We start from the raw sequence: 19,860 nt of genomic DNA, 5'->3' as shown, positions 1-19,860 counted from the left end.
GTAGAGAACCGTCTTGACATCCTCCCGGCCTGAAGGGCCGGGATTCCCCCTGGTCGCCCGTGGGGGTTTCCTGCTTCGTCGCCGACTGCCCGCCCGGAGGGACTCCGTTGAGGTCTTACATCAGCTCCACAGGCGTTTTACCTGTCCGCCAGCCCGGCGGCCAGAAGGTTTTTCGCTGCGTTGATGTCCCGGTCATGGGTCACACCGCACGGGCATTGCCACGACCGGATGTTCAGCGGCAGGGATTCGGTCAGTTGCCCGCAGGCCGAGCACAGCTTGGACGACGGGAACCAGCGGTCCACCGCGATCAGTTCACGGCCGTACCAGGCGGCCTTGTACTCCAACATGGCTCGCAGATCCGACCAGGCCGCGTCGGAGATCGCGCGGGCCAGCCGGTGGTTGCGCAGCATGTTGCGCACCGTCAGGTCCTCGATCACGACCGTTTGGTTCTCGCGGACGAGTCGAGTCGACAGTTTGTGCAGGTGGTCCCGGCGCCGGTCGGCGATCCGGGCGTGAATCCTGGCGACCTTGAGTCGAGCTTTGACCCGGTTGGCCGAGCCTTTCTCCTTGCGGGCCAGGTCCCGCTGGGCCCTGGCGAGTTTCCGCCGGTCGGCCCGCTCGTGACGGGGGTTGGTGACCTTCTCCCCGGTGGACAGGGTCACCAGGCTGGTCAGGCCTACGTCGACGCCGACCGCCGTGTCGAGAAGTGGGAGGGCCTCGACGGTCGGATCTTCGACGAGCAGGGACACGAACCAGCGGCCGGCCCCGTCTCGAGACACGGTGACGGTGGACGGTACGGCGCCGTCGGGCAACGGACGCGACCACACAATGTCCAGCGGGGCGTCCATCTTCGCGAGAGTCAGTTTCCCGTCCCGCCAGCGGAACGCCGACCGGGTGTACTCGGCGCTGGCCCGGGACTTCCTCTTGGACTTGAAACGGGGGTACCGGGCGCGTTTGGCGAAAAACGCCACGTAGGCGGCGTGCAGATGCCGCAATGCTTGTTGAAGCGGAACGCTGGATACCTCGTTGAGGAACGCCAGATCCTCGCCGCGTTTCCATTCGGTAAGCGCCGCCGACGATTCCGTGTAGCTGATCGAGCGGCGTTGGGTGGCGTATGCGCGGGTCCGCATCTCGAGGGCTTTGTTGTAGACCAGACGCACGCACCCGAAGGTGCGGTGGAGTTGTTCGGCCTGCTCATCGGTGGGATAGAAGCGGTACTTGTGCGCCCGCTTCACCACCCCGCCCACATTTCACAGGCTATCAGTCCATTGTGTTACACGATTGTTGAGGGGAGGCAGCGGCGTTTCCTCCCGGCCCTGAACGGCCGGGTTTCCACGCCGCAACTCTGATGAACACACCCGCGCTGACCACCTACCAGCGGCACCACCTCCGGCCGACCTACGACCACCACGTCGGGTACCTGTTCCCGGCCATGGTGCGGGCCAGCCAGGCGCACGTGGTGATGCTGACCGAGCAGGGGCTCATCCCCGCCGAGCGGGGCGCCCGGCTGCTGCGCGGGCTGGCCGAACTGCGCGCCGACACCGCCGGTGCGCCGGAGTTCGACGGCACGTTCGAGGACACCTACTACCTGATGGAGAAGCGGCTGGCGCAGGCGTGCGGCATCCCCACGTCCGAGCTGGACGTGCAGATGGCCCGCAGCCGCAACGACCTCGACGCCGGGGTGTTCCGGATGCTGCTGCGCGACCAGTTGCTCGGGGTCCTCGACCGGGTCCTGGCCGCCGGCGCGACCGCCCTGGACTCGGCGCACCGGTACGCCGACGTGGTCATCACCGGCTACACCCACCGCCGGCCGGCCCAGCCCACCACCATCGGGCACGCCCTCGCCGGCTACGCCGAGGCCCTCGCCGGCGAGGCCGTCGCGTACGCCGACCTGATCGAGACCCTCAACACCTCGCCGCTGGGCTCCTGCGCGTTCGCCGGCACCGACCTGGACATCGCCCCGGCCCGCGTGGCCGAGCTGCTCGGCTTCGGCGGCCTGGTCACCAACTCCTACGAGGCGGTGGCCGGCGCCGACCACCTCGTCCGGGTCGGCACCCTCAACGCCCAGGCCCTCGCGACCGGCGCCCGGCTGGCCCGCACCCTGATGGACTGGCTGAGCTGGCGCTGGGTGACCACCCCCGGCGACTTCACCCAGGGCAGCAGCATCATGCCGCAGAAGCGCAACCCGGTGGTGCTGGAACACCTCGTCTCGATGGCCGGCGCCACCGCCGCCGACGCCGCCTCCGTGCTCAACAACGTCGGCGCGGCATGGTGGGAGGACTCCAACAACGCCACCACCGACGTGCAGGTCCGGCTCTGGGAGAGCAACGACCGCACCGACCGGTTCTTCGCCCTGCTCGGCGGCTTCCTCGCCGAGATCGAGCCGCTCGAGCCGCCGTCGCGGGAGGAGATCGTCGCCTCCGGCGCCACCACCACCGCCGCGGCGGACGCGCTGACCCGACACGGGGTGCCGTTCCGGGCCGCCCATTCCGTGGTCGGCCGGCTGGTGCGCGGCGGCGCCCCGGACACCTGGACCGCGCAGACCGTCCGCGCGGCGGCCGAGGGGATCGCCGACGGGCTGGCCGATGCCGCCGTCGCCGACCTGATCGCTGCCGCCGTACGCCCCGAGCTGGTGCTCGACCGCGCCCAGGTTGACGGCCCCGGCGCGGACGCCGTCCGGGCCCAGGTGGCGGTGCTGCGTGGCACCTTCGACACCGTCGCCGGCCGGCTGGCCGCCGTCCGGGACCGCCTGGCCGCCGCCGACAAGGCGCTGGACGCGGTCGCCGCCGAGCGGGCGGGCCGATGAGCGCCGGCGCGGGGGTCGTGACCACGGGGACGGGACGGTGAGCGTGCGGTTGGCCGGTCGGGCCGCCGAGGCCGCCGAGGCGGCCGGCGACGCCGGCGTGCTGCTCGGCATCGACTTCGGCGGCACCAAGATGGCGGTCGGGGTGGCCGACGGGCAGGGGCGGCTGCTGGCCCGCGAGCGGGTCCCGACGTACGCCGAACGGGGCGCCCCGCAGGCCCTCGACCGGGCGCTGGAGCTGGCCGCGAAGCTGGTGGGGGAGGTCGGCTCGCCGGTCGTCGCGGCCGGCATCGCCTCGCCCGGCGTGGTGCGGCCGGATGGGATCGACCTGGCCCCGAACGTGCCCGGCTGGGACCGGCTGCGGCTCGCCGACGCGGTCCGGGACCGGCTGGCGGTGCCGGCGGTGGCGGTCGACAACGACCTGAACGCCGCCGCCCTGGCCGAGCTGCGGATCGGCGCGCTGCGCGACGCCGACCCCGGCCTGGTGGTCGGCCTCGGCACGGGCGTCGCGGCGGCGGCCACGGTGCGCGGGGCGGTGCTGGCCGGTCACCACGGGGCGGCCGGTGAGATCGGCTACGCCGTGGCCGGCGGCCCGTGGCCGGGCACCATGCTGGAGCTGGACTTCTCCGGCCGGGCGCTGGACGGGCTCGCGGACTCGCTCGGGCTGCCGGGCGGCGCGCCCGCGCTGGCCGCCGCCGCCGAGCGTCCCGGCCCGGCCCGGGACGCGCTGACCGCCCGGGTGGACGAGCTGGCCCGACACCTGGTCACCTGCTGCCTGCTGCTCGACCCGCAGCGGGTGGTGCTGGTCGGCGGGGTGGCCGGCAACGAACTGATCCGGGGTCTGCTGGGGGAGCGGCTCGCCGCCGTCCTGCCGTACCCGCCGGAGGTGGTGCTGTCCCGGTTCGCCGACGACGCCGCGCTGCTCGGCGCGGTGATCCTCGCCCGCGAGGCGGTCCCGACGCCCCGGTGACACCCGGCGCTGACCGGCGGCCGGCTCCCGCACCGGGGGCCGGCCGCCCCGTCGTTGTCGGTGCCCGCCGATAGGGTCCCGGCCGTGACGCACACCGACTGGTCAGACGTACGCGGGCGGCTCGCCCGGCTGGCCGCCCACCCCGGCGGTGACAAGGTCTTTGGTGCCCACGCGCACCGGTGGACGCTGGAGCCGCCGCTGCGCGCCGAGGAGATGGCCGAGCTGGAGGGGCAGCTGCGGGTCGAGCTGCCCGAGGAGTACCGCTCGTTCCTGCTCGCCGCCGGCCGGGGCGGCGCCGGTCCGACCTACGGGCTGTTCCCGCTGCGCAGGGTGGACGGCCGCTGGGCGTGGGAGGGCGACGGAGCCGACCTCACCGATCGGGACACGCTGCACCAGCCGTTCCCGCACACCGAGCCCTTCAACCCGGCCGACGGGCTGCCCGAGCCTCCCGACGAGGAGGACTACGACACCGTCGAGGCGTTCAACGAGGCCGAGGACGCCTACTGGGAACGGCACGACACGTTGGTCTACGCCCCCGAGCACTCGATCGGGCTGCTCTACCTGTGCCATCTCGGCTGCGCGATGCGCGAGGCGCTGGTGGTCAGCGGCCCGGCACGCGGCCAGATGTGGGCCGACGACACCGCTGACGGCTCCGGCTTCCGGCCGCTGCGCGACGCCGACGGCACGCCGCTGGGCTTCGCCCGCTGGTACCGGCGCTGGCTCGACGAGGCCGACGCCGCCGTCGCCTGACCGGCCGCGCGGCCGCCGTCCGCTGCTGGCAGCGCAGCCGAACCGACGGCCGGCGAGGGCGGCAGAAGTGTCGGTGGGCGCGGTTACGGTGCGGGCATGACCGCCCCCGGAGACGTGCCGTCGGAGTTCCTCGACCGGCTGCGGCCGATCTGTCGCGAGCTGCCGGAGAGCTACGAGGAGCCGGCCTGGGTGGGGGTGCGCTGGCGGATCCGCAAGCGCACCTTCGCCCACGTGCTCACCGTCGACCCCGACCACCAGATGGCGTACGCCCGGGCCGCCGCGACCGACGAGCCAACCTGCGTGCTGACGTTCCGCTCGCCCCTCGACGAGGTCCACGCGCTGGTGGCCGGCGGTCACCCGTTCTTCAAGCCGGACTGGGGCGCCGACGTGCTGGGCATGGTGCTCGACGACGGCGTCGACTGGGCCGAGGTCGGCGAGTTGCTTACCGAGAGCTACTGCCTGCTCGCCCCGAAGAAGCTGGCCGCCCGGATCACCGGGCCGGCCGGGCCGGCCTGAGTCCCGGCAGCACGCCGGTCACGACGACCGCCGCACCCGGCAGTCGGGTGCGGCGGCGAAGACGTTCGGCACCGACCGGGCGCGTACGTCCGGCTCGGCCCGAGGTTGGCGCCCTAGGCGGCCGACGCGGCCGGCCGGGGGCGGCGCGCCGACCCGGCTGCGGCCGGCCGGTCGGTACGGTCCGGTTGCCTCGGGACGCCGGGCGACGACGGCTGCGTGGCGGAGTCGGCCCGGGCCACGCGCAGCGCGTGCTGGGCGTTGTTCCAGGCCGGGCAGGGCCACGCCTGGCCCGCGCAGAGCAGGTTGCGGCAGCCGCCGTTCCCGTCCGGTTCGTGGGCGTCGGCCACGTCCAAGGCGAGCTTCCACAGCAGTGGATCGGTCACCTCGTCAGGACGGTCGGCCTGGCGGTCGGACCGGTCGATGCTGGTGTCGGACACGGGTGATCCCCCCTCGGGCGCAGGTGCGACTTCCACCTTCTCCATTTTCCGTGCCGGTGAAACCTCTACCCCCGGCACAGCGTGGCAGGTGTCGGGCGGGTGCCCGGGGAGGCTCGCGCGGTCAGTTCAGGTCGAGTCGCACGGTGACAATCTTCCCGGCCGGCATCGGCAGCCGCACCTGCCGTCACCGTCGTGGTCGGCGGGTTGCCGAGCCTGTCGAGGACGTCTGCGCTGGTCAACACTACACCGTGCCCATCCGCCGCCAGCCCGGTGGTCGGGGCCGGTGGCGGGGGTGACGCTGGTCGGGCGATCCACCGCCGAGGGGCTAACGCCGACGGGCATGCTGCGCGGCGTGCAGGTAGGCGACCAGGAGGTCGACGATCTCGTCGGTCAGCTGTCGGGTGTCGGTGTCGCCTGGTTGTTGGCTGACGTACCGGTGGACCAGGGACTCGATGACCGCTACCACGATGCGGGCGTTGCGTGCTGGTTCGGGGAGGTCGAGGGCGGGGTCCTGGCGCAGGAGTTGCTCGACGGTGTCGGCGGCGTCGCGTTCGGCCTGGTGGAATCGGGCCAGCAGCTCGGGCGGGCGCGGGGACTCCTCGAACAGCACCTTGTGCAGGCGCGGGTTGCGGGTGTGCAGGTCGGCGTACGCGGCGACTGTCGCCGGCAGCCAGTGCATCAGCGTTGGAGGGGTGGCGGTGACGGCGAGGGCCGCTCGCACGGTTGCGGCGCTCTCGTCGATGTGTGCGAGTGCGAGGGTGAGCAGGATCGAGTCCTTGTTCGGGAAGTACTGGTACACCGAGCCGACGGAGAGCCTTGCGGCCTCGGCGATGCGGTCGGTGGTGCCCGCGGCATGCCCGTAGTCGGCGAAAACGCGAGCCGCAGCGTCGAGGATGCGCTGGCGGCTCTGCCGGGAGCGTTGCTGCTGGGGCGTTTTCCTGGGCTGATGCGATGACGGCCGAGAAGGCAATCGAGCTCCCGAATGCGAGTACCAGAAAGCGAGGAATCCCTCATACCATAGCCGGGAGCTGCGGAAACTCGCCTACTGCGAGGCGGTAGGCATGGCGAAGCCGAATGAGATCAGCGGGGAGGGACCGATGGTGGTCGCGCAGGACACCTATCAACACGTCACGCACTGGCACGCCTACCAGCGGTTCTATCCGGCACAGTTGCGCGTCACCGCAGCCAACGCCCCAACGGAGCAGTGGTGGAGGTGGCGTGACACGGACGTGCACCTGGACCGGCTGGCAGCGCCCGACGCACCGGCCAAGCTCATCCTGCTGCACGGCGCGGGCGGTTACGGACGCATGCTCGCGCCCTACGCGCGCCTGCTGACCCGCACCACACCGATGGAGGTGGTGGCGCCGGACCTGATCGGCTACGGGCTGAGCAGGATCGGCAAGCGACCGGTCGGCTACCAGGAGTGGATCGACTGCGTGGCCGACCTCGTCGTGGCCGAGAAGGCGCGCGACGGACGACCGGTGTTCCTGCTCGGGGCGAGTATGGGTGGGATGTTGGCCTACTCGGTCGCCGCCCTCGGGAACGTCGCCGGCCTGATCGTGACCTGCCTGCTCGACCCGCGCGACGTCGCGGTCCGGATGCGGATGACCCGCCTGCCGATCATGGGAAGGACAGCGCTGCCGATGTTGCACCACCTGCGCTGGCTGGGCCGGCTTCACATCCCCATGCGCTGGGTGGCGAACATGGGCGCGATGAGCAACGATTCCGCGTTGACGGCGCTGGTCGCAGCAGATCCCGCCGGCGGCGGCAATCGCGTCTCGCTGACGTTCCTCCGCACCTTCCTGTCCTCAGCGCCACCGGTGGAGCCAGAGCAGTTCACCGCCTGCCCCGTGCTGATGGCCCACCCGGCAGCCGACCGCTGGACCCCACCGGAACTGAGCCTGCCCTTCTTCGGACGTATCACTGCGCGCACGCAACTTGTGCTGTTGGGCGAAGCCGGGCACCTGCCGATCGAGGAACCGGGCCTCTCCCAGATGCGGCAGGCCGTCGACGGCTTCGTCAGCCAGCTTCTGCCGAGGTGACACCGCTGATCCTGGCCACGATCGGGGTGCGTGGCAGGACTGCGGCGGGCACCCTGGCGCTGCCGGCGTTCGTGCACTGCAGCGGGTGTCTCATCGCGGCGTTCGGGCGGCCACCCAGGGAGTTGAGGCCTGGTCTCGACTCGGGTCGGGTCTGGCGGGAACGGGGGAGTCTTCGTTTGCCTTGGTGGGCATCCGGCAGGCCTGGGCTATCGTCTGGGCCATTTCGTCGATGCCGTGGACCAGTGCGGTGCCGTTGATGTGCACATGATGCTGTGGGGCCGGGTGGGCATGGAAGAAGCTGCCGGGATGAACGACGATGCCGTGCCGACTGAGTCGGGTGCAGACCGAATGCTCGTCGGGAACCGGCAGCCAGATGTGGGGTCCCTCGGTCGGTTCGAGGTCGAATCCGCGTCTGGTGAGGGCCTGGCTGAATTCGGAATGCCTTCGCTTGCACTCCGCGATGAATTCGTTCGTGTGGCGTATCGCATCCGCGTCCGTCAACTGGAACGCCAGCGCGAGTTGCAGGACGCGGCTGACCCAGCGTGACGAGTAGGTGAGTCGCAGCCACATCATGTCGATGTACTCCGGCGAGCCGCCTACGACGGCGACGCGCAGGTCGGCGCCGAAGAAGAAGTTGTAGGCCTGCATGTGCACGACGCGGCTCGGAAGGCGGGTCGCCAGAGACCGCTGCGCTGACCGCATGAGGGCGGTCTGCGAAAGTTCGAAGATGGGAAACGCTTCGTTCTGGAGCAGGGAGGCCGCCCCGTCGATCCACTCGTCGCTGACTGTCAGTCCGGACGGCGCGTTTCCGCTGGGCTGGTAGATCATCGCGGTTGGTTTGCTGATCAGCGCAACCCGTAGTTGATCAAGATCTGGGCCGCCCGGTCGGTAGTCGATGGGGATCGTGGTGGCACCGATGGAATCCAGGATGTCGAGCACCCGTGCCTGGGTGGGTGACTCGATGATGACCCGATCGCCCGGGCGGACCACGGCGGCAAGCGCCAGTTCGATGGCGTCGATGATCCCGTGGGTGGCGAGAAAATGGTTCGTCTCGAACGGCCAGAAGGGCTGGACCGCCTCCGCCAACTCGGGGGCGACCGGGTCGGCGAAGGTGTTGTGCAGTGCCCGGTTGCTCAGCGCGTAGGCGAGCGCGGGTGCCAGGTCCGGAGGGGGCAGATCATCCCGTCGCAGATTTCCCAGATCGATGGGCATCGTCGACGAGGTGCGCACCATGCTGTCGAATCGCCTGGCCCGTGGCGGCTGCGGCGGCCCGAGGACGAAAGTGCCGCCGCGGCGCCGGGTCTCGATGACGTACCGGGAGCTGAGCGTCTTCCAGGCCTGCGCTACCGATGACCGGCTCATCCCCAGTTTGGCCGCCAGATCCCGCACGGTGGGCAGTTGCGATTGGGCCGGCAGGTCGCCGGACGCGATCAGGTCGAGGATCGCCCGGGCCAACGCATTGGTCGTGCGCAATGTGAGCCGCGACTGGATGAGTCGCATGCATTCCTGGCTGTCCAGCGGCGCTGGTGGTGTCACGGTTGGTGTCCTCCGAATAGCGAAACGCGCCCGAGGGTCAACGCCGTCGACCATCAAGCGCCGCGGTCGGCGGGGTAGGCGTGCCGGGTGGTGACTGTAGCCGCCAGGTGTGAGGCACGGGGGGCGCCGGCCCGCGGGTGCGGGGCCGGCCCTCGAGGAGGCGGTCGAGGAGGCGGTCGAGGAGGCGGTCAGGATATGTCCATAGACATTGTAATGTTGACCAGAACATAAGCCGAACTTAGCTTCTACGGCGTTGACCTCGAACTTTGAGGGTCCTGGCCGCGGAGTCCAGCCACCCTGGCAACCGCCCCCCGGAGTCGAACACCAGCCACACGACGTCGCGTACCCCCATCACTTGAACCAGAGGACGTGTGCCCGTGAAAGCCTCTCGACGCCTCGTGGTCGCTGTCGCGCTCGCCGCGCTGGTCGGGCCCGCAGGTTGCACGAAGATCGACGATGACAAGTCCCAGACGCCGACCGCCGCGAGCGAGGTTACGGCCGGCGGGACGTTGACCTTGGCCGCCACCAGCGCTCCGGTGGACTGGAACCCCCTGTCCGCCGCCGGCGACACCACCGGCCAGCGCCAGCAGCAGTGGCCCTTCTATCCGCATCCGTTCCTGACCAACCCCGACACCAGCGTGGTGCTCAACAAGGCGCTCCTGGAGTCCGCCGAGGTGGTTGGCACCAGCCCGATGAAGGTCGAGTACAAGATCCAGCAGAAGGCCGTCTGGTCGGACGGGACCCCGATCACCGGCAAGGATTTCGCGTACACCCAGGCGGTGCAGGACCCGAAGAAGTGCGCCGGGTGCAAGGCCGCGTTCACCGAGGGCTACTCGCTGATCACCTCTGTCGAGACCAGCAGCGACGGCAAGACGGTGACGATGACCTACGCGAAACCGTTCGCGATGTGGCAGGCCCTGTTCAACTACATCCTGCCGGCGCACGTGGCCGAGACCTACGGGGACCTGGCGACCTCCTTCAACGAAGGCTTCGGCAAGAACGTGCCGAAGTTCTCGGGCGGGCCGTACCTGATCAAGGACTACCAGGACGGCGTCTCGATGACCATGGTCAAGAACCCCAAGTGGTACGGGGATCCGGCGAACCTGGACACCATCACGACGCGTTACATCTCGGGCCAGGGCGCGCAGATCACGGCGCTGCAGAACGGTGAGATCGATCTGGTCTACCAGAACCCGACTCTCGACACCGTCAACCAGGTGAAGGCCATGAACGGCATGACCGTTCAGGTCGGTTCGACGCTCACCTACTTCCACCTCGGCATGAAGACCACCGGCGACGTGATGAGCGACGCGGCCCTGCGCAAGGCGATCGCCACCGCGCTCGACCTCGACGACATGCGTAAGCGCACGGTCGGCCAGTACGCGCCGGACCTGGTGACCATGAAGAGCAGCACGTACGTCCCCGGGCAGAAGGTGGGTGGCATCGACGCCTACCGCGAGAACATCGACGAGCTCAACATCGGCAAGGGCGACAGCAAGGCCGCGCTCGACATCCTGCAGAAGGCGGGATATCGCGTGACCGACGGCAGGCTGATCCTCCCCGACGGGAAGCCCCTGCGCGATCTGAAGATGTTGACCCTGTCCACCGACGTGCTCCGCATGGAGCTCGCGCAGATCACCCAGTCCCAACTCAAGCAACTGGGCATCACTGTGGCCATCGACGCGGCCGACGGCTCGCGCTACTCGCCGGCGCTGCGTACGGGCAGCTTCGACCTCATGGCCACCGGAACGGCGCTCGACCTGGGTGCGCTGTCCCTGCAGCAGTGGTACGGCACCGGCGCGGCCCGCTCGTTCGGCTACTCGTCCGCCGAGGCGGACCGGATCCTGGCGGCGGCCGCCACCGAACTCGATCCGCGCAAGCAGGTCGAGCTGATGAACGAACTCGACCGGACCCTGATGTCCGACGGTGTGGTGCTGCCGCTGTTCGCCAGCCCGCAGATGGCCGTCCACCCGAACAAGTTCGCCAACATCTTCATCAACCCCAGCAAGTACGGAACCACCATGAATGTCGAGCAGTGGGGTCTGCGCAAGTAGTCGCGCAATCATTCGAGAAAGGATTTAGATGACGATCGACTTTGTGGTGGCCACCCCGCATGACGCGGTGGAATTCAACGACGTCTACCGCAACACCACCGCGAGTGCCGGATACATCGCCTGCAACAACATCTACAACCGGGTGGTTCTCAACGAGTGGTTCGAGATCAACCCGTTCCCGGACCTGGCCACGCACTGGGAGCAGTTGGACGGGTCGCGCCGGTGGCGCTTCCACCTCAACCAGGCGGCCCGCTGGCAGGACGGCACCCCGCTGACCGCGCACGACGTCGTCTACACCCACCTGCACGCGATGAAGATGGGATACACCGGCGGCCGGTTCCTGAAGGACGTGGAGACGATCGTCGCGGTTGACGACCACACCGTCGACTACCACCTGCACACCCCCAACGCCGGATTCCTCGTCCTGCTGGGGAACTTCATCTTCACCCACATCCTGCCCCGGCACCTGTACGAGGGAACGGACTGGGCGACGAACCCGCACAACCTGAAGCCGGTCGGCTCCGGCCCGTTCCGGCTGGCGGAATGGATACCGGGCGAGCACGTCGTCATGGAGGCGGTGAAGAACCACTGGGGGCCGCAGCCGGAGATCGACCGACTGATCCTGAAGATCGTCCCGGACCGGGACGAGTGCGTCCGGATGGTGGCCCGCGGTGAGGCTCACTTCTTCCCCCAGGACACCCTGACCAAGGACCGGCTGCACCTGCTCGACGGCGCCACAGCGGACATCGAGCTGCTGCGTGATCCGGGGCCGGGAATGGCGCTGCTGGACTTCAACCACGGCCGGGAGCTCTGGCAGGACCAGCGCGTCCGGGAGGCGGTCGCCCTCGCCGTCGACCGGAAAGAGATCGCCGAACTCGGCGACCCGGGAGTTTCGCAGGCGTGGGACCACTACCTGCTGGGTTCGGTGGAGTGGGCGTTCAACCCGGATGCCAAGGCGCCGGGCCATGACGTGGAACGGGCGCGCGCGTTGCTCGACGAGGCCGGCGTGACGGCCGACGCCTCCGGCGTACGGGCCCGGCTCTCGATGTTCTACATGGACAGCTTCCACGGGCACAAACCACTGGCGGAGATGATCACCCGTCAGCTGGGCGCGATCGGCTTCGACGTCACCTTCGAGGGACTCTCGTCCGTGGACTGGGCGCGCCGGGTCACCGGCGCCCACGACTTCGACCTGATCATCGTCGGCGGATCGATGGCGCCCGACCCGGAGATCACCGCCCCGAAGTACACCAGCGGCGGCCAGGGCAACATGGCCCAGCACCACAACCCTGACGTCGATGCCGCCTACCTCGCCGCACGCACTGCGGGCAGCCTGGCCGAACGCGGCGCGCACTACCGGCGCCTGCAGGAGATCTGGGCCAGGGACACCGAGTGGGTGCCGCTGTTCTGGTACGGCACGTACTTCGCCCGCAGCAGCAAGTTCTACGGCTGGTCCGACCAACTCGGCTACTCCGTGCCCTGGTGGCACTGGGGCCGCATCCGCGCGGTCTGAACCCGCGGTAACCACAGACAGATCTTCCCGAGGAGAGGAGGCGCGGAGACATGATTCGGTTGATCCTTCGACGGCTGGCAAGCGCCATCCTGGTCTTGCTGCTCGCTTCCATCGTGATCTTCACAGTGATCTCGGTCTCGGGAGATCCGCTGGCCGAGCTCCGGGACCGGCAACCGCCGGTCCCGGAGTCGGTGATCGCCGCCGAGGAAGCGCGGTTGGGCCTGAACCGACCGCTACCGCTGCGCTATCTCACCTGGCTCGGCGGGGTGCTCACCGGCGACTTCGGTCCGTCGACGATCGCCACCCGCGACATCGGGGCCGAGCTGGGCACCCGGGTCGGGGTCACCCTGCGCCTGGTCCTGCTGGCCATCGTGCTGGCGCTCGTGCTTTCCCTGATCGCCGGCACGGTATCCGCGCTTCACCAGCGTCGCTGGCCGGACCTGCTGATGACCCCGGCCGCGTTCGTGCTTCTCGCGCTGCCGTCGTTCTGGCTGGCAGTGTTGTTGAAGCAGTGGGGGATCGGGCTGAACGACCTGACCGGCTACCAGATCTTCTACACGGTGGGGGAGGCGTCGGTGCCCCGACCAGAGGGCCTACTGCCCCTGGCCGGGGACATCGCCGGGCACCTGGTCCTGCCGACGATCGTGCTGGCCCTGGTGCACTTCGCGACCTGGAGCCGCTACCAACGCGCGGCGGTGGCCGAAGGACTGGCCGGGGACCACGTCCGGTTCGCCGTACTCAAGGGGCTGTCCCGCCGGCGCATCGTCAGGTCGTACGTGGTCCGCCCCGCGCTCATCCCGATCGTGACCATCGTCGCGCTGGACCTTCCGGTCGTCTTCTCCGGTGCGGTGATCACCGAGACGGTCTTCCAGTGGCGCGGCATGGGCGGGTTCCTGCTCGAGTCGATCGCGCTGCGCGACACGAACGCCGTACTCGCGTGGTTGCTCATCGCCGCGACCGCCGTGGTCGTTTTCAACCTTCTCGCCGACATCCTGTACGGCTTCGTGGATCCGCGGGTGCGTTATGCCAAGTCCTGAGCTCACCAAAGATCTGGCGATCGAACCCGGCGCGACGGGGCGTGAACCCGGGACGTCGAGGCTGGCCGTCACCGCCCGCCGGTTTCTCCGGCACAGGGTGGGCATGGTCGCCCTGGGCGTACTCGTCGTCGTCATCCTCGCGGCCGTCATCGTCCCGCCGCTCTGGCCGTACAACTACACCGACATCACGTCCGAACTGTCGCAGGCGCCGTCACCGCAACACCCGATGGGTACGGACACCCTGGGCCGTGACCTGTTCGCGCTGGTGCTACGCGGCATGCAGCAGTCGCTCCTGATCGCCTTCTCGGTCACCATCGTCGCCTGCATCATCGGCGTGGTCCTGGGCGTGACGGCCGGGTACTTCGGCAGCCTCGTCGACGCCACCGTGATGCGCGCCGTCGATCTCGTGCTCACGCTGCCCACCCTCGCCCTCGCCGCGTTCCTGGGCTCGCTGGTCGCCGGCCGGGGAGTCTCCTGGCTCGGCCTCGCGCTGGTCCTCGGGGCGCTCATGTGGACCTCGGTCGCCCGCCTGGTCCGCGGTGTGGTGCTGAGTCTGCGCGAGCAGGCCTTCGTGGATGCGGCGCGGGTGATGGGGGCGAGCCCGGCCCGGATCATGTTCCGGCACCTGGTGCCCAACGTTTCGGACCACATCGTGGTAGCCGGCACGCTGATGTTCGGCGTGGCGATTCTCGCCGAGAGCAGCCTGTCCTTCCTCGGGTTCGGGGTGCAGCCACCGGACACCTCGCTGGGCCTACTGGTGGCGAACGCGCAATCGGCGGTGCTGACCCGGCCGTGGCTGTTCTACTTCCCGGGCTTCCTGATCATCACCATCGTGCTGGCGGTCAACTACGTCGGAGAGGGGCTGCGGGACGCCTTCAACCCGAAGTCCTCGCCGACCAACCCCTTGGCGAAACCGCGCTCAACCGCCAGCCGTCGCCGCCGCGGGGAGCCGCCCGTGCGGGAGGTGGCAGGGGCGGGGGAGGCACTGCTGAAGGTGACCGACCTCTCCGTGCGGTTCGGTGCGCAGGTGGCGGTGGATTCGATCAGCCTGGAGATCCGGCCGGGCGAGGTGGTCGCCCTCGTCGGCGAGTCGGGGTCAGGAAAGTCACTGACCGGACTGTCGCTGGTGGGGCTGCTTCCCAGCAACGCGACGGGCACCGGGTCGGTCGTCTTCGACGGCGCCGAACTCACCGGCCTGAGCTTCGAGCAGTGGCGGACGTACCGGGGGCGGAGGATCGCGATGATCCTGCAAGATCCGTCCACCACCCTCAACCCGGTGCTCACCATCGGCGCCCAGTTCGAGGACTCGATGAAGCTGGCCGGCGCCGTCAGCCGCGACGAAGCCCGGCGGCGGGCGGTCGAACTCATGGAGAGCGTGGCCATCAAGGACGCGGAGGCCCGCCTCGACCAGCATCCCCATCAGCTCTCTGGCGGCATGCGCCAGCGGATCGCCATCGCCCTGGCGATGGTGCACGACCCGGATCTCATCATCGCCGACGAACCCACCACCGCCCTGGACGTCACGGTGCAGGCCCAGGTGATGGCCACCCTCGCGGTGGCTCGGGAGCGTACCGGCGCGGCCATGCTCTTCATCACCCACGACCTGGCCCTCGTCGCCGGTATCGCCGATCGCGTCGCCGTCATGTACCAGGGCGAGATCGTCGAAGAACGGGACGTCTTCGACATATTCGACGACCCCCGATCGGACTACACGCGGAAGTTGCTGTCGTTGGCCCCACGGCTCACAGGCAAGGCGGTGGAGGGGAAATGAGTGTGCAGACGCGCCCCGGCGATACCGCCGAGCTGCTGCGGGTCATGGAGCTGGTGAAGCACTTCGGCGCGCCGCGCGCGGCCCGCCGGCGCGGACAGTCCATCGTCCACGCCCTCTGCTCGGTTTCGTTCTCGGTCGGCCCGGCGGAGACCGTCGGCATCGTGGGCGAGTCGGGTTCGGGTAAGACCACGCTGCTACGAACCATCCTCGGACTACAGCGGCCGACCGCGGGCCGGGTGCTGTTCCTCGGCGAGGATGTCTCCCAGCTCAAGGGCGCGAGCGCCCGCGCGTTGCAGCGTGAGCTGTCGGTCGTCTTCCAGGACCCGTACACGTCGTTGGATCCGCGGATGACGGTGGCGGACATTCTCGCCGAGCCGGCGCAGATCCACGGCCTGCCGGCGACCAGCCGGAATGCGCTGGCCCTCCTCGATCAGGTGCGGCTGCCGGCGACCAGCCTGCGGAAGTTTCCGCACGAGTTCTCCGGTGGTCAGCGTCAACGCATCGCGATCGCCCGCGCGTTGGCCCTGAATCCGAAGCTGATCGTGCTGGACGAGCCCGTGTCCGCACTCGACGTCTCGGTTCAGGCGGCGATCCTGGATCTGCTCAAGGAGTTGCAGCGGGAGCGGGAGGTCTCCTACCTCTTCGTGGCGCACGACCTCGCCGTCGTCGCGGAGATCTCCCAGCGGGTCGGCGTGATGTATGGCGGGCAGATGGTCGAGCTGGGCGCGACCGAGCAGGTGATCGGCGAGCCGAGGCACCCGTACACCCGGGAACTCCTCGCGGCCGTGCCGGTGCCCGACCCGCGGATCGAACGAGCCAAGCCCCGAATGCTGCAGCGCCGGTGGCCGACGGAATCCGACGGACTGCCGCCCTGCCCGCATGGCGATCTTCGCTAGCGACCGCCGAATGGCCAGCTACTTGTCGAACTGCACAGAAACGGAGAGACGCGCCTATGTCTGTCGATTTCGTGGTGGCGACGCCGCATGATGCGGTGGAGTTCAACGATGTGTACCGGAACGTGACGGGTAGCGCTGGCTATCTGGCCTGCAACAACATCTACAACCGGGTCGTGCTGAACGAATGGTACGAGACCAACCCGTTTCCCGACCTGGCCACGCACTGGGAGCAGTTGGACGGGTCGCGCCGGTGGCGCTTCCACCTCAACCAGGCGGCCCGCTGGCAGGACGGCACGCCGCTGACCGCGCACGACGTCGTCTACACCCATCTGCACGCCAAGGAGATGGGCTATCAGGGCGCGATGTTCCTGACGGATGTGGAGACCATCGTCGCGGTCAACGACCACACCGTCGACTACCACCTGCACACCCCGAACGCCGGGTTCCTCGTCCTGCTCGGCAATTTCATCTTCGCGCACATCCTGCCCCGGCACCTGTACGAGGGAACGGACTGGGCGACGAACCCGCACAACCTGAAGCCGGTCGGCTCCGGCCCGTTCCGCCTCGCGGAATGGGTCCCCGGCGAGCACATCATCATGGAGGCGGTGAAGAACCACTGGGGCCCGCGACCGCAGATCGACCGGCTGATCCTGAAGATCGTGCCGGACCGGGACGAGTGCGTCCGGATGGTCGCCCGCGGCGAGGCCCACATCGTTCCCCAGGACACCCTCACCCGCGACCGGTTGGGCCTGGTGGAAGGGGTGCCGGGAGTCGAGATCCTCAAGCGGGAGGGTCCGGGCATGGCGCTGCTGGACTTCAACCACGGCCGCGAGTTGTGGCAGGACCGGCGGGTGCGTGAGGCGATCGCGTACGCGGTGAACCGGGACGAGATCGCCGACCTGGGCGATCCGGGGGTCTCCCAGGCATGGGACCACTACCTGCTCGGATCCTCGTGGGCCTTCAACCAGGACGCCAAGGCGCCCGGTCATGACCCGGAACGGGCACGCGCCCTGCTCGACGATGCCGGTGTCACCGCGGACCGGTCGGGAGTGCGTGCCCGGCTGTCGATGTTCTACATGGACATGTTCCACGGCCACAAACCACTGGCCGAGCTGGTTGCGCGCCAGTTGGGCGAGGTCGGTTTCGAGGTGACCTTCGCCGGCCTGTCGTCGGTGGACTGGTCCCGCCAGGTACGCAAGCAACACGACTTCGACCTGATCATCGTCGGCGGGTCGATGGCGCCGGATCCGGAGATCACGGCGACCAAGTACTCCTCCGGCGGGCGGAACAACATGGGCCTGCACCGCAATGCCGACGTGGACGGCGCCTACGCCGCCGCGCGGACCGCCGCGACGAGGAACGAGCGCCGCGAGCACTACCGGCACCTGCAGGCGGTGTGGGCCAGGGACACCGAGTGGGTGCCGCTGTTCTGGTACGGCACCTACTACCCGCGTAGCGAGAAGTTCTTCGGCTGGGCCGACCAGATCGGCTTCTCCGTACCCTGGTGGCACTGGGGACGCATCAGGCCGGTCTCCTGACCGATGACGACGTCCGGGTGGGCGTCGAGCAGCTCGGTGACGCGCTTGTCGCAAATGCGCAGGCGCCGGTGCCGAAGCTGATTGACGACCAGTCGACACGCCGCCCGGCCCTGCGGGCGGGCGGCGTGTCGGCGTCAGGACGCTCTGGAGTAGTTCAGAAGCTGCTGACCAGCTTCACGAATGCCTCGTCGATCTTGGCAGGGTCGGTGGCGTCGAACGCCTTGCCCGACGACGCCTTGGCGATCCGGTCCAGCGTGGCGAAGTCCGACTCCCGGTCGAAGGCGATGCAGAAGACCTTGACCGGGCGCCGCGGATCCAGGGCGACATCGGCGAGCAACCGGGCCAGGTCGTTGTCCCGACCGTACTCGTTCTTGCCGTCGGTCAGCACCACGACCGCGTTGATCCGTTCCGGGTCGTACCGGTCGAGCAGGTGTCCGTGGGCGGCCCGGACCGTCGCGTACAGCGCGGTGCCCCCCTCGACATGCAGGCCACCGATCCGGCGAGTGATCCGCTGCTGGTCGAAGTCATCGAGCCGGACCTCCTCCCGGTACGGGCCGTCGGGCCGCTTCGACGTCTCCGAGGAGAACGACCAGAGCCCCACCCGGTCCTCCGAGTTGAGCAGCGCGAGTCCCTTGGCCGCCGCCGCCGAGGCGACCTGGAAACGGGTACGGTCGCCGACTGCCGCCTCCATCGATCCGGAGGTGTCCAGCGCGATCAGGATGTTGGCCTTCTTGCGCAGCGTGCTCCAGCCGTCCAACATCGCGTTCACCACGGCCGGGTCCGGCGGCTCGAAGTAGGTCAGCCCGCCGGTGGGCTCGGTGCCGACGCTGGCGAGCAGTTCCGCCGGGGCCCGGCGTTCGTGGTCCCGGAAGCCGAGCCGGGCGAAGCTCCGCTGCTGGGCGTCCTCGGTCAGGAAGGCCAGGAAGTCGGCTGCCGCCACGCGTTGCCGTTCGTCGGCGGAGGGGAGCACCACGAACGGGTGGTCCAGGTTGAAGGTGCCCTCCTTCGGGTGGACGGCGATCAGCGGGACGTTCGGCCGTTGGCCCCGCTCCTGACCGTCGTGCGTCGGGCTCAGTCTCCCCTCGTTGTAGAGGTGGACCAGTTCCTCCTGCATGACCATCGCGCTCATGTCGTCCGTGCTCCCGTCCCCGCCGGCCAGGTCGGCCTCGGCGAGGTCCCGCAGCAGGTCCACCACGTCGTCGCTGTAGTGCGACACGTTGGCCTCGATCCGCCGGACGAACTGGGTCACCTTCGGGTCCACCAGGTCCGACCGGGTCAGGTCGCTGGACCGCTGGGCGGCGGCGTAGTAGGTGGCGATGGTCGCCGCCAGCCCCGACGTGGAGAGGTTCGGGTTGTCCTTGCCGAAGGTGAAGCGGCCCCACTCCGGCTTACCGAAACCGGCCCACCCCTCCCGCCCGGAGAGGCCGAGGATGTCCCCCCAGCCCAGCGCTCCGCGCTGGCGTACCAGTTCGCCCTTCGGCTGTCGCATCGCGATCACGAGGGGACTGTTGGCGATCGACGGATACCGGTCCGGCGTCTGCGGCGCTCGCCCGGCGGCCTGGTCGAACAACCGGAGCTGACCGGTCCACAGGCTCGACGTCGGCAACCAGACCTGCGGCTCGGGTAGGCGGACGCCGCTCCAGCCGGCGCCCAGCGCCTCCGCGGCCTTGCCCGAGTTCAGGGCACTCACGTGCACCTGGGCGCAGCCGCCGCCGTCGAGCGACCGGTCACTGCTGTTGTACCGCTCGGCCAACTCGACCAGCAGCGCCGCCTTCTCCGTCGAGGAGTTGACCTCGAGTTTGGTGGTGCAGTCGGCGCGGGGCCGGTCGGTGCCCGCGTCCCGTTGCCGGACCAGCACGAACGCCCCGGCGATGACCAGCAACCCGATGGTGACGGCGGCGGTGTACGGCAACCACTGCCGTGTCTGCGGCGGGGCTGGGGCCATCGGAAATGTCCTCCTCGACGGGTTGACGGATAGCAGTCAACCTATCGCTCCA

At 69.4% G+C, this 19,860-nt stretch carries 16 protein-coding genes; 11 read left to right on the top strand and 5 right to left on the bottom strand.

What is annotated here, in order from left to right; genetic code table 11:
* Window positions 1-137: 137 nt before the first annotated feature.
* Window positions 138-1,247: an RNA-guided endonuclease InsQ/TnpB family protein gene (locus ACZ6O2_RS12490; protein ID WP_466022896.1), complete on the bottom strand. Its 1,110-nt coding sequence runs from the start codon at window positions 1,245-1,247 to the stop codon at window positions 138-140.
* Window positions 1,248-1,348: 101 nt separating this feature from the next.
* Between ACZ6O2_RS12490 and ACZ6O2_RS12485 the strand changes: the two genes are divergently transcribed.
* The 4 genes from ACZ6O2_RS12485 (at window position 1,349) to ACZ6O2_RS12470 (ending at window position 5,039) form a co-directional block, all read left to right on the top strand.
* Window positions 1,349-2,806: an argininosuccinate lyase gene (locus ACZ6O2_RS12485; RefSeq protein ID WP_357461829.1), complete on the top strand. Its 1,458-nt coding sequence runs from the start codon at window positions 1,349-1,351 to the stop codon at window positions 2,804-2,806.
* Between the two features lie 37 nt (window positions 2,807-2,843).
* On the top strand, window positions 2,844-3,773 hold the full coding sequence (locus ACZ6O2_RS12480) for an ROK family protein (RefSeq protein WP_350712142.1): 930 nt from the start codon (window positions 2,844-2,846) through the stop codon (window positions 3,771-3,773).
* Window positions 3,774-3,857: 84 nt separating this feature from the next.
* Window positions 3,858-4,523, top strand: coding sequence for an SMI1/KNR4 family protein (locus tag ACZ6O2_RS12475; protein ID WP_466022895.1), 666 nt, complete (start codon window positions 3,858-3,860; stop codon window positions 4,521-4,523).
* 96 nt (window positions 4,524-4,619) lie between these two features.
* Window positions 4,620-5,039, top strand: a complete 420-nt coding sequence (locus ACZ6O2_RS12470; RefSeq protein ID WP_466022894.1) for an MmcQ/YjbR family DNA-binding protein — start codon at window positions 4,620-4,622, stop codon at window positions 5,037-5,039.
* Between the two features lie 113 nt (window positions 5,040-5,152).
* Here ACZ6O2_RS12470 and ACZ6O2_RS12465 read toward each other — a convergent pair whose 3' ends face one another.
* Both ACZ6O2_RS12465 and ACZ6O2_RS12460 read right to left on the bottom strand, forming a co-directional pair.
* Complete coding sequence (locus ACZ6O2_RS12465; RefSeq protein ID WP_350712145.1) at window positions 5,153-5,476, bottom strand: hypothetical protein; 324 nt, start codon at window positions 5,474-5,476, stop codon at window positions 5,153-5,155.
* A gap of 325 nt (window positions 5,477-5,801) precedes the next feature.
* On the bottom strand, window positions 5,802-6,446 hold the full coding sequence (locus ACZ6O2_RS12460) for a TetR/AcrR family transcriptional regulator (RefSeq protein WP_466022893.1): 645 nt from the start codon (window positions 6,444-6,446) through the stop codon (window positions 5,802-5,804).
* Window positions 6,447-6,573: 127 nt separating this feature from the next.
* On the opposite strand from ACZ6O2_RS12460, the gene ACZ6O2_RS12455 reads away from it, so the two are divergent.
* Complete coding sequence (locus ACZ6O2_RS12455; protein WP_466022892.1) at window positions 6,574-7,518, top strand: alpha/beta hydrolase; 945 nt, start codon at window positions 6,574-6,576, stop codon at window positions 7,516-7,518.
* A 90-nt stretch (window positions 7,519-7,608) separates the two neighbouring features.
* Here ACZ6O2_RS12455 and ACZ6O2_RS12450 read toward each other — a convergent pair whose 3' ends face one another.
* A complete protein-coding gene (locus tag ACZ6O2_RS12450) occupies window positions 7,609-9,018 on the bottom strand; it encodes an aminotransferase class I/II-fold pyridoxal phosphate-dependent enzyme (RefSeq protein ID WP_466022891.1) in 1,410 nt (469 codons plus the stop codon).
* 413 nt (window positions 9,019-9,431) lie between these two features.
* On the opposite strand from ACZ6O2_RS12450, the gene ACZ6O2_RS12445 reads away from it, so the two are divergent.
* The 6 genes from ACZ6O2_RS12445 to ACZ6O2_RS12420 are packed head-to-tail and all read left to right on the top strand — an operon-like array spanning window position 9,432 to window position 17,863.
* Window positions 9,432-11,108, top strand: a complete 1,677-nt coding sequence (locus tag ACZ6O2_RS12445) for an ABC transporter family substrate-binding protein (RefSeq protein ID WP_350712149.1) — start codon at window positions 9,432-9,434, stop codon at window positions 11,106-11,108.
* A 28-nt stretch (window positions 11,109-11,136) separates the two neighbouring features.
* Entirely contained in the window at window positions 11,137-12,621 is a 1,485-nt protein-coding gene (locus ACZ6O2_RS12440) for an ABC transporter substrate-binding protein (RefSeq protein WP_466022890.1), read from the top strand.
* A 50-nt stretch (window positions 12,622-12,671) separates the two neighbouring features.
* Window positions 12,672-13,658, top strand: coding sequence for an ABC transporter permease (locus tag ACZ6O2_RS12435; protein ID WP_466022889.1), 987 nt, complete (start codon window positions 12,672-12,674; stop codon window positions 13,656-13,658).
* Window positions 13,645-15,429, top strand: coding sequence for a dipeptide/oligopeptide/nickel ABC transporter permease/ATP-binding protein (locus tag ACZ6O2_RS12430; protein WP_466022888.1), 1,785 nt, complete (start codon window positions 13,645-13,647; stop codon window positions 15,427-15,429). Before ACZ6O2_RS12435 ends, ACZ6O2_RS12430 begins: the two co-directional genes overlap by 14 nt.
* Window positions 15,426-16,325, top strand: a complete 900-nt coding sequence (locus ACZ6O2_RS12425) for an ATP-binding cassette domain-containing protein (protein WP_466022887.1) — start codon at window positions 15,426-15,428, stop codon at window positions 16,323-16,325. Before ACZ6O2_RS12430 ends, ACZ6O2_RS12425 begins: the two co-directional genes overlap by 4 nt.
* A gap of 56 nt (window positions 16,326-16,381) precedes the next feature.
* On the top strand, window positions 16,382-17,863 hold the full coding sequence (locus tag ACZ6O2_RS12420; protein ID WP_350712154.1) for an ABC transporter substrate-binding protein: 1,482 nt from the start codon (window positions 16,382-16,384) through the stop codon (window positions 17,861-17,863).
* Window positions 17,864-18,017: 154 nt separating this feature from the next.
* Here ACZ6O2_RS12420 and ACZ6O2_RS12415 read toward each other — a convergent pair whose 3' ends face one another.
* Window positions 18,018-19,808, bottom strand: a complete 1,791-nt coding sequence (locus ACZ6O2_RS12415; RefSeq protein ID WP_466022886.1) for a vWA domain-containing protein — start codon at window positions 19,806-19,808, stop codon at window positions 18,018-18,020.
* Window positions 19,809-19,860 lie beyond the last annotated feature (52 nt).

The sequence above is a fragment of the Micromonospora sp. NPDC048040 genome (genome assembly GCF_055587185.1).
This window is presented reverse-complemented; position numbering and strand designations above follow the sequence as displayed.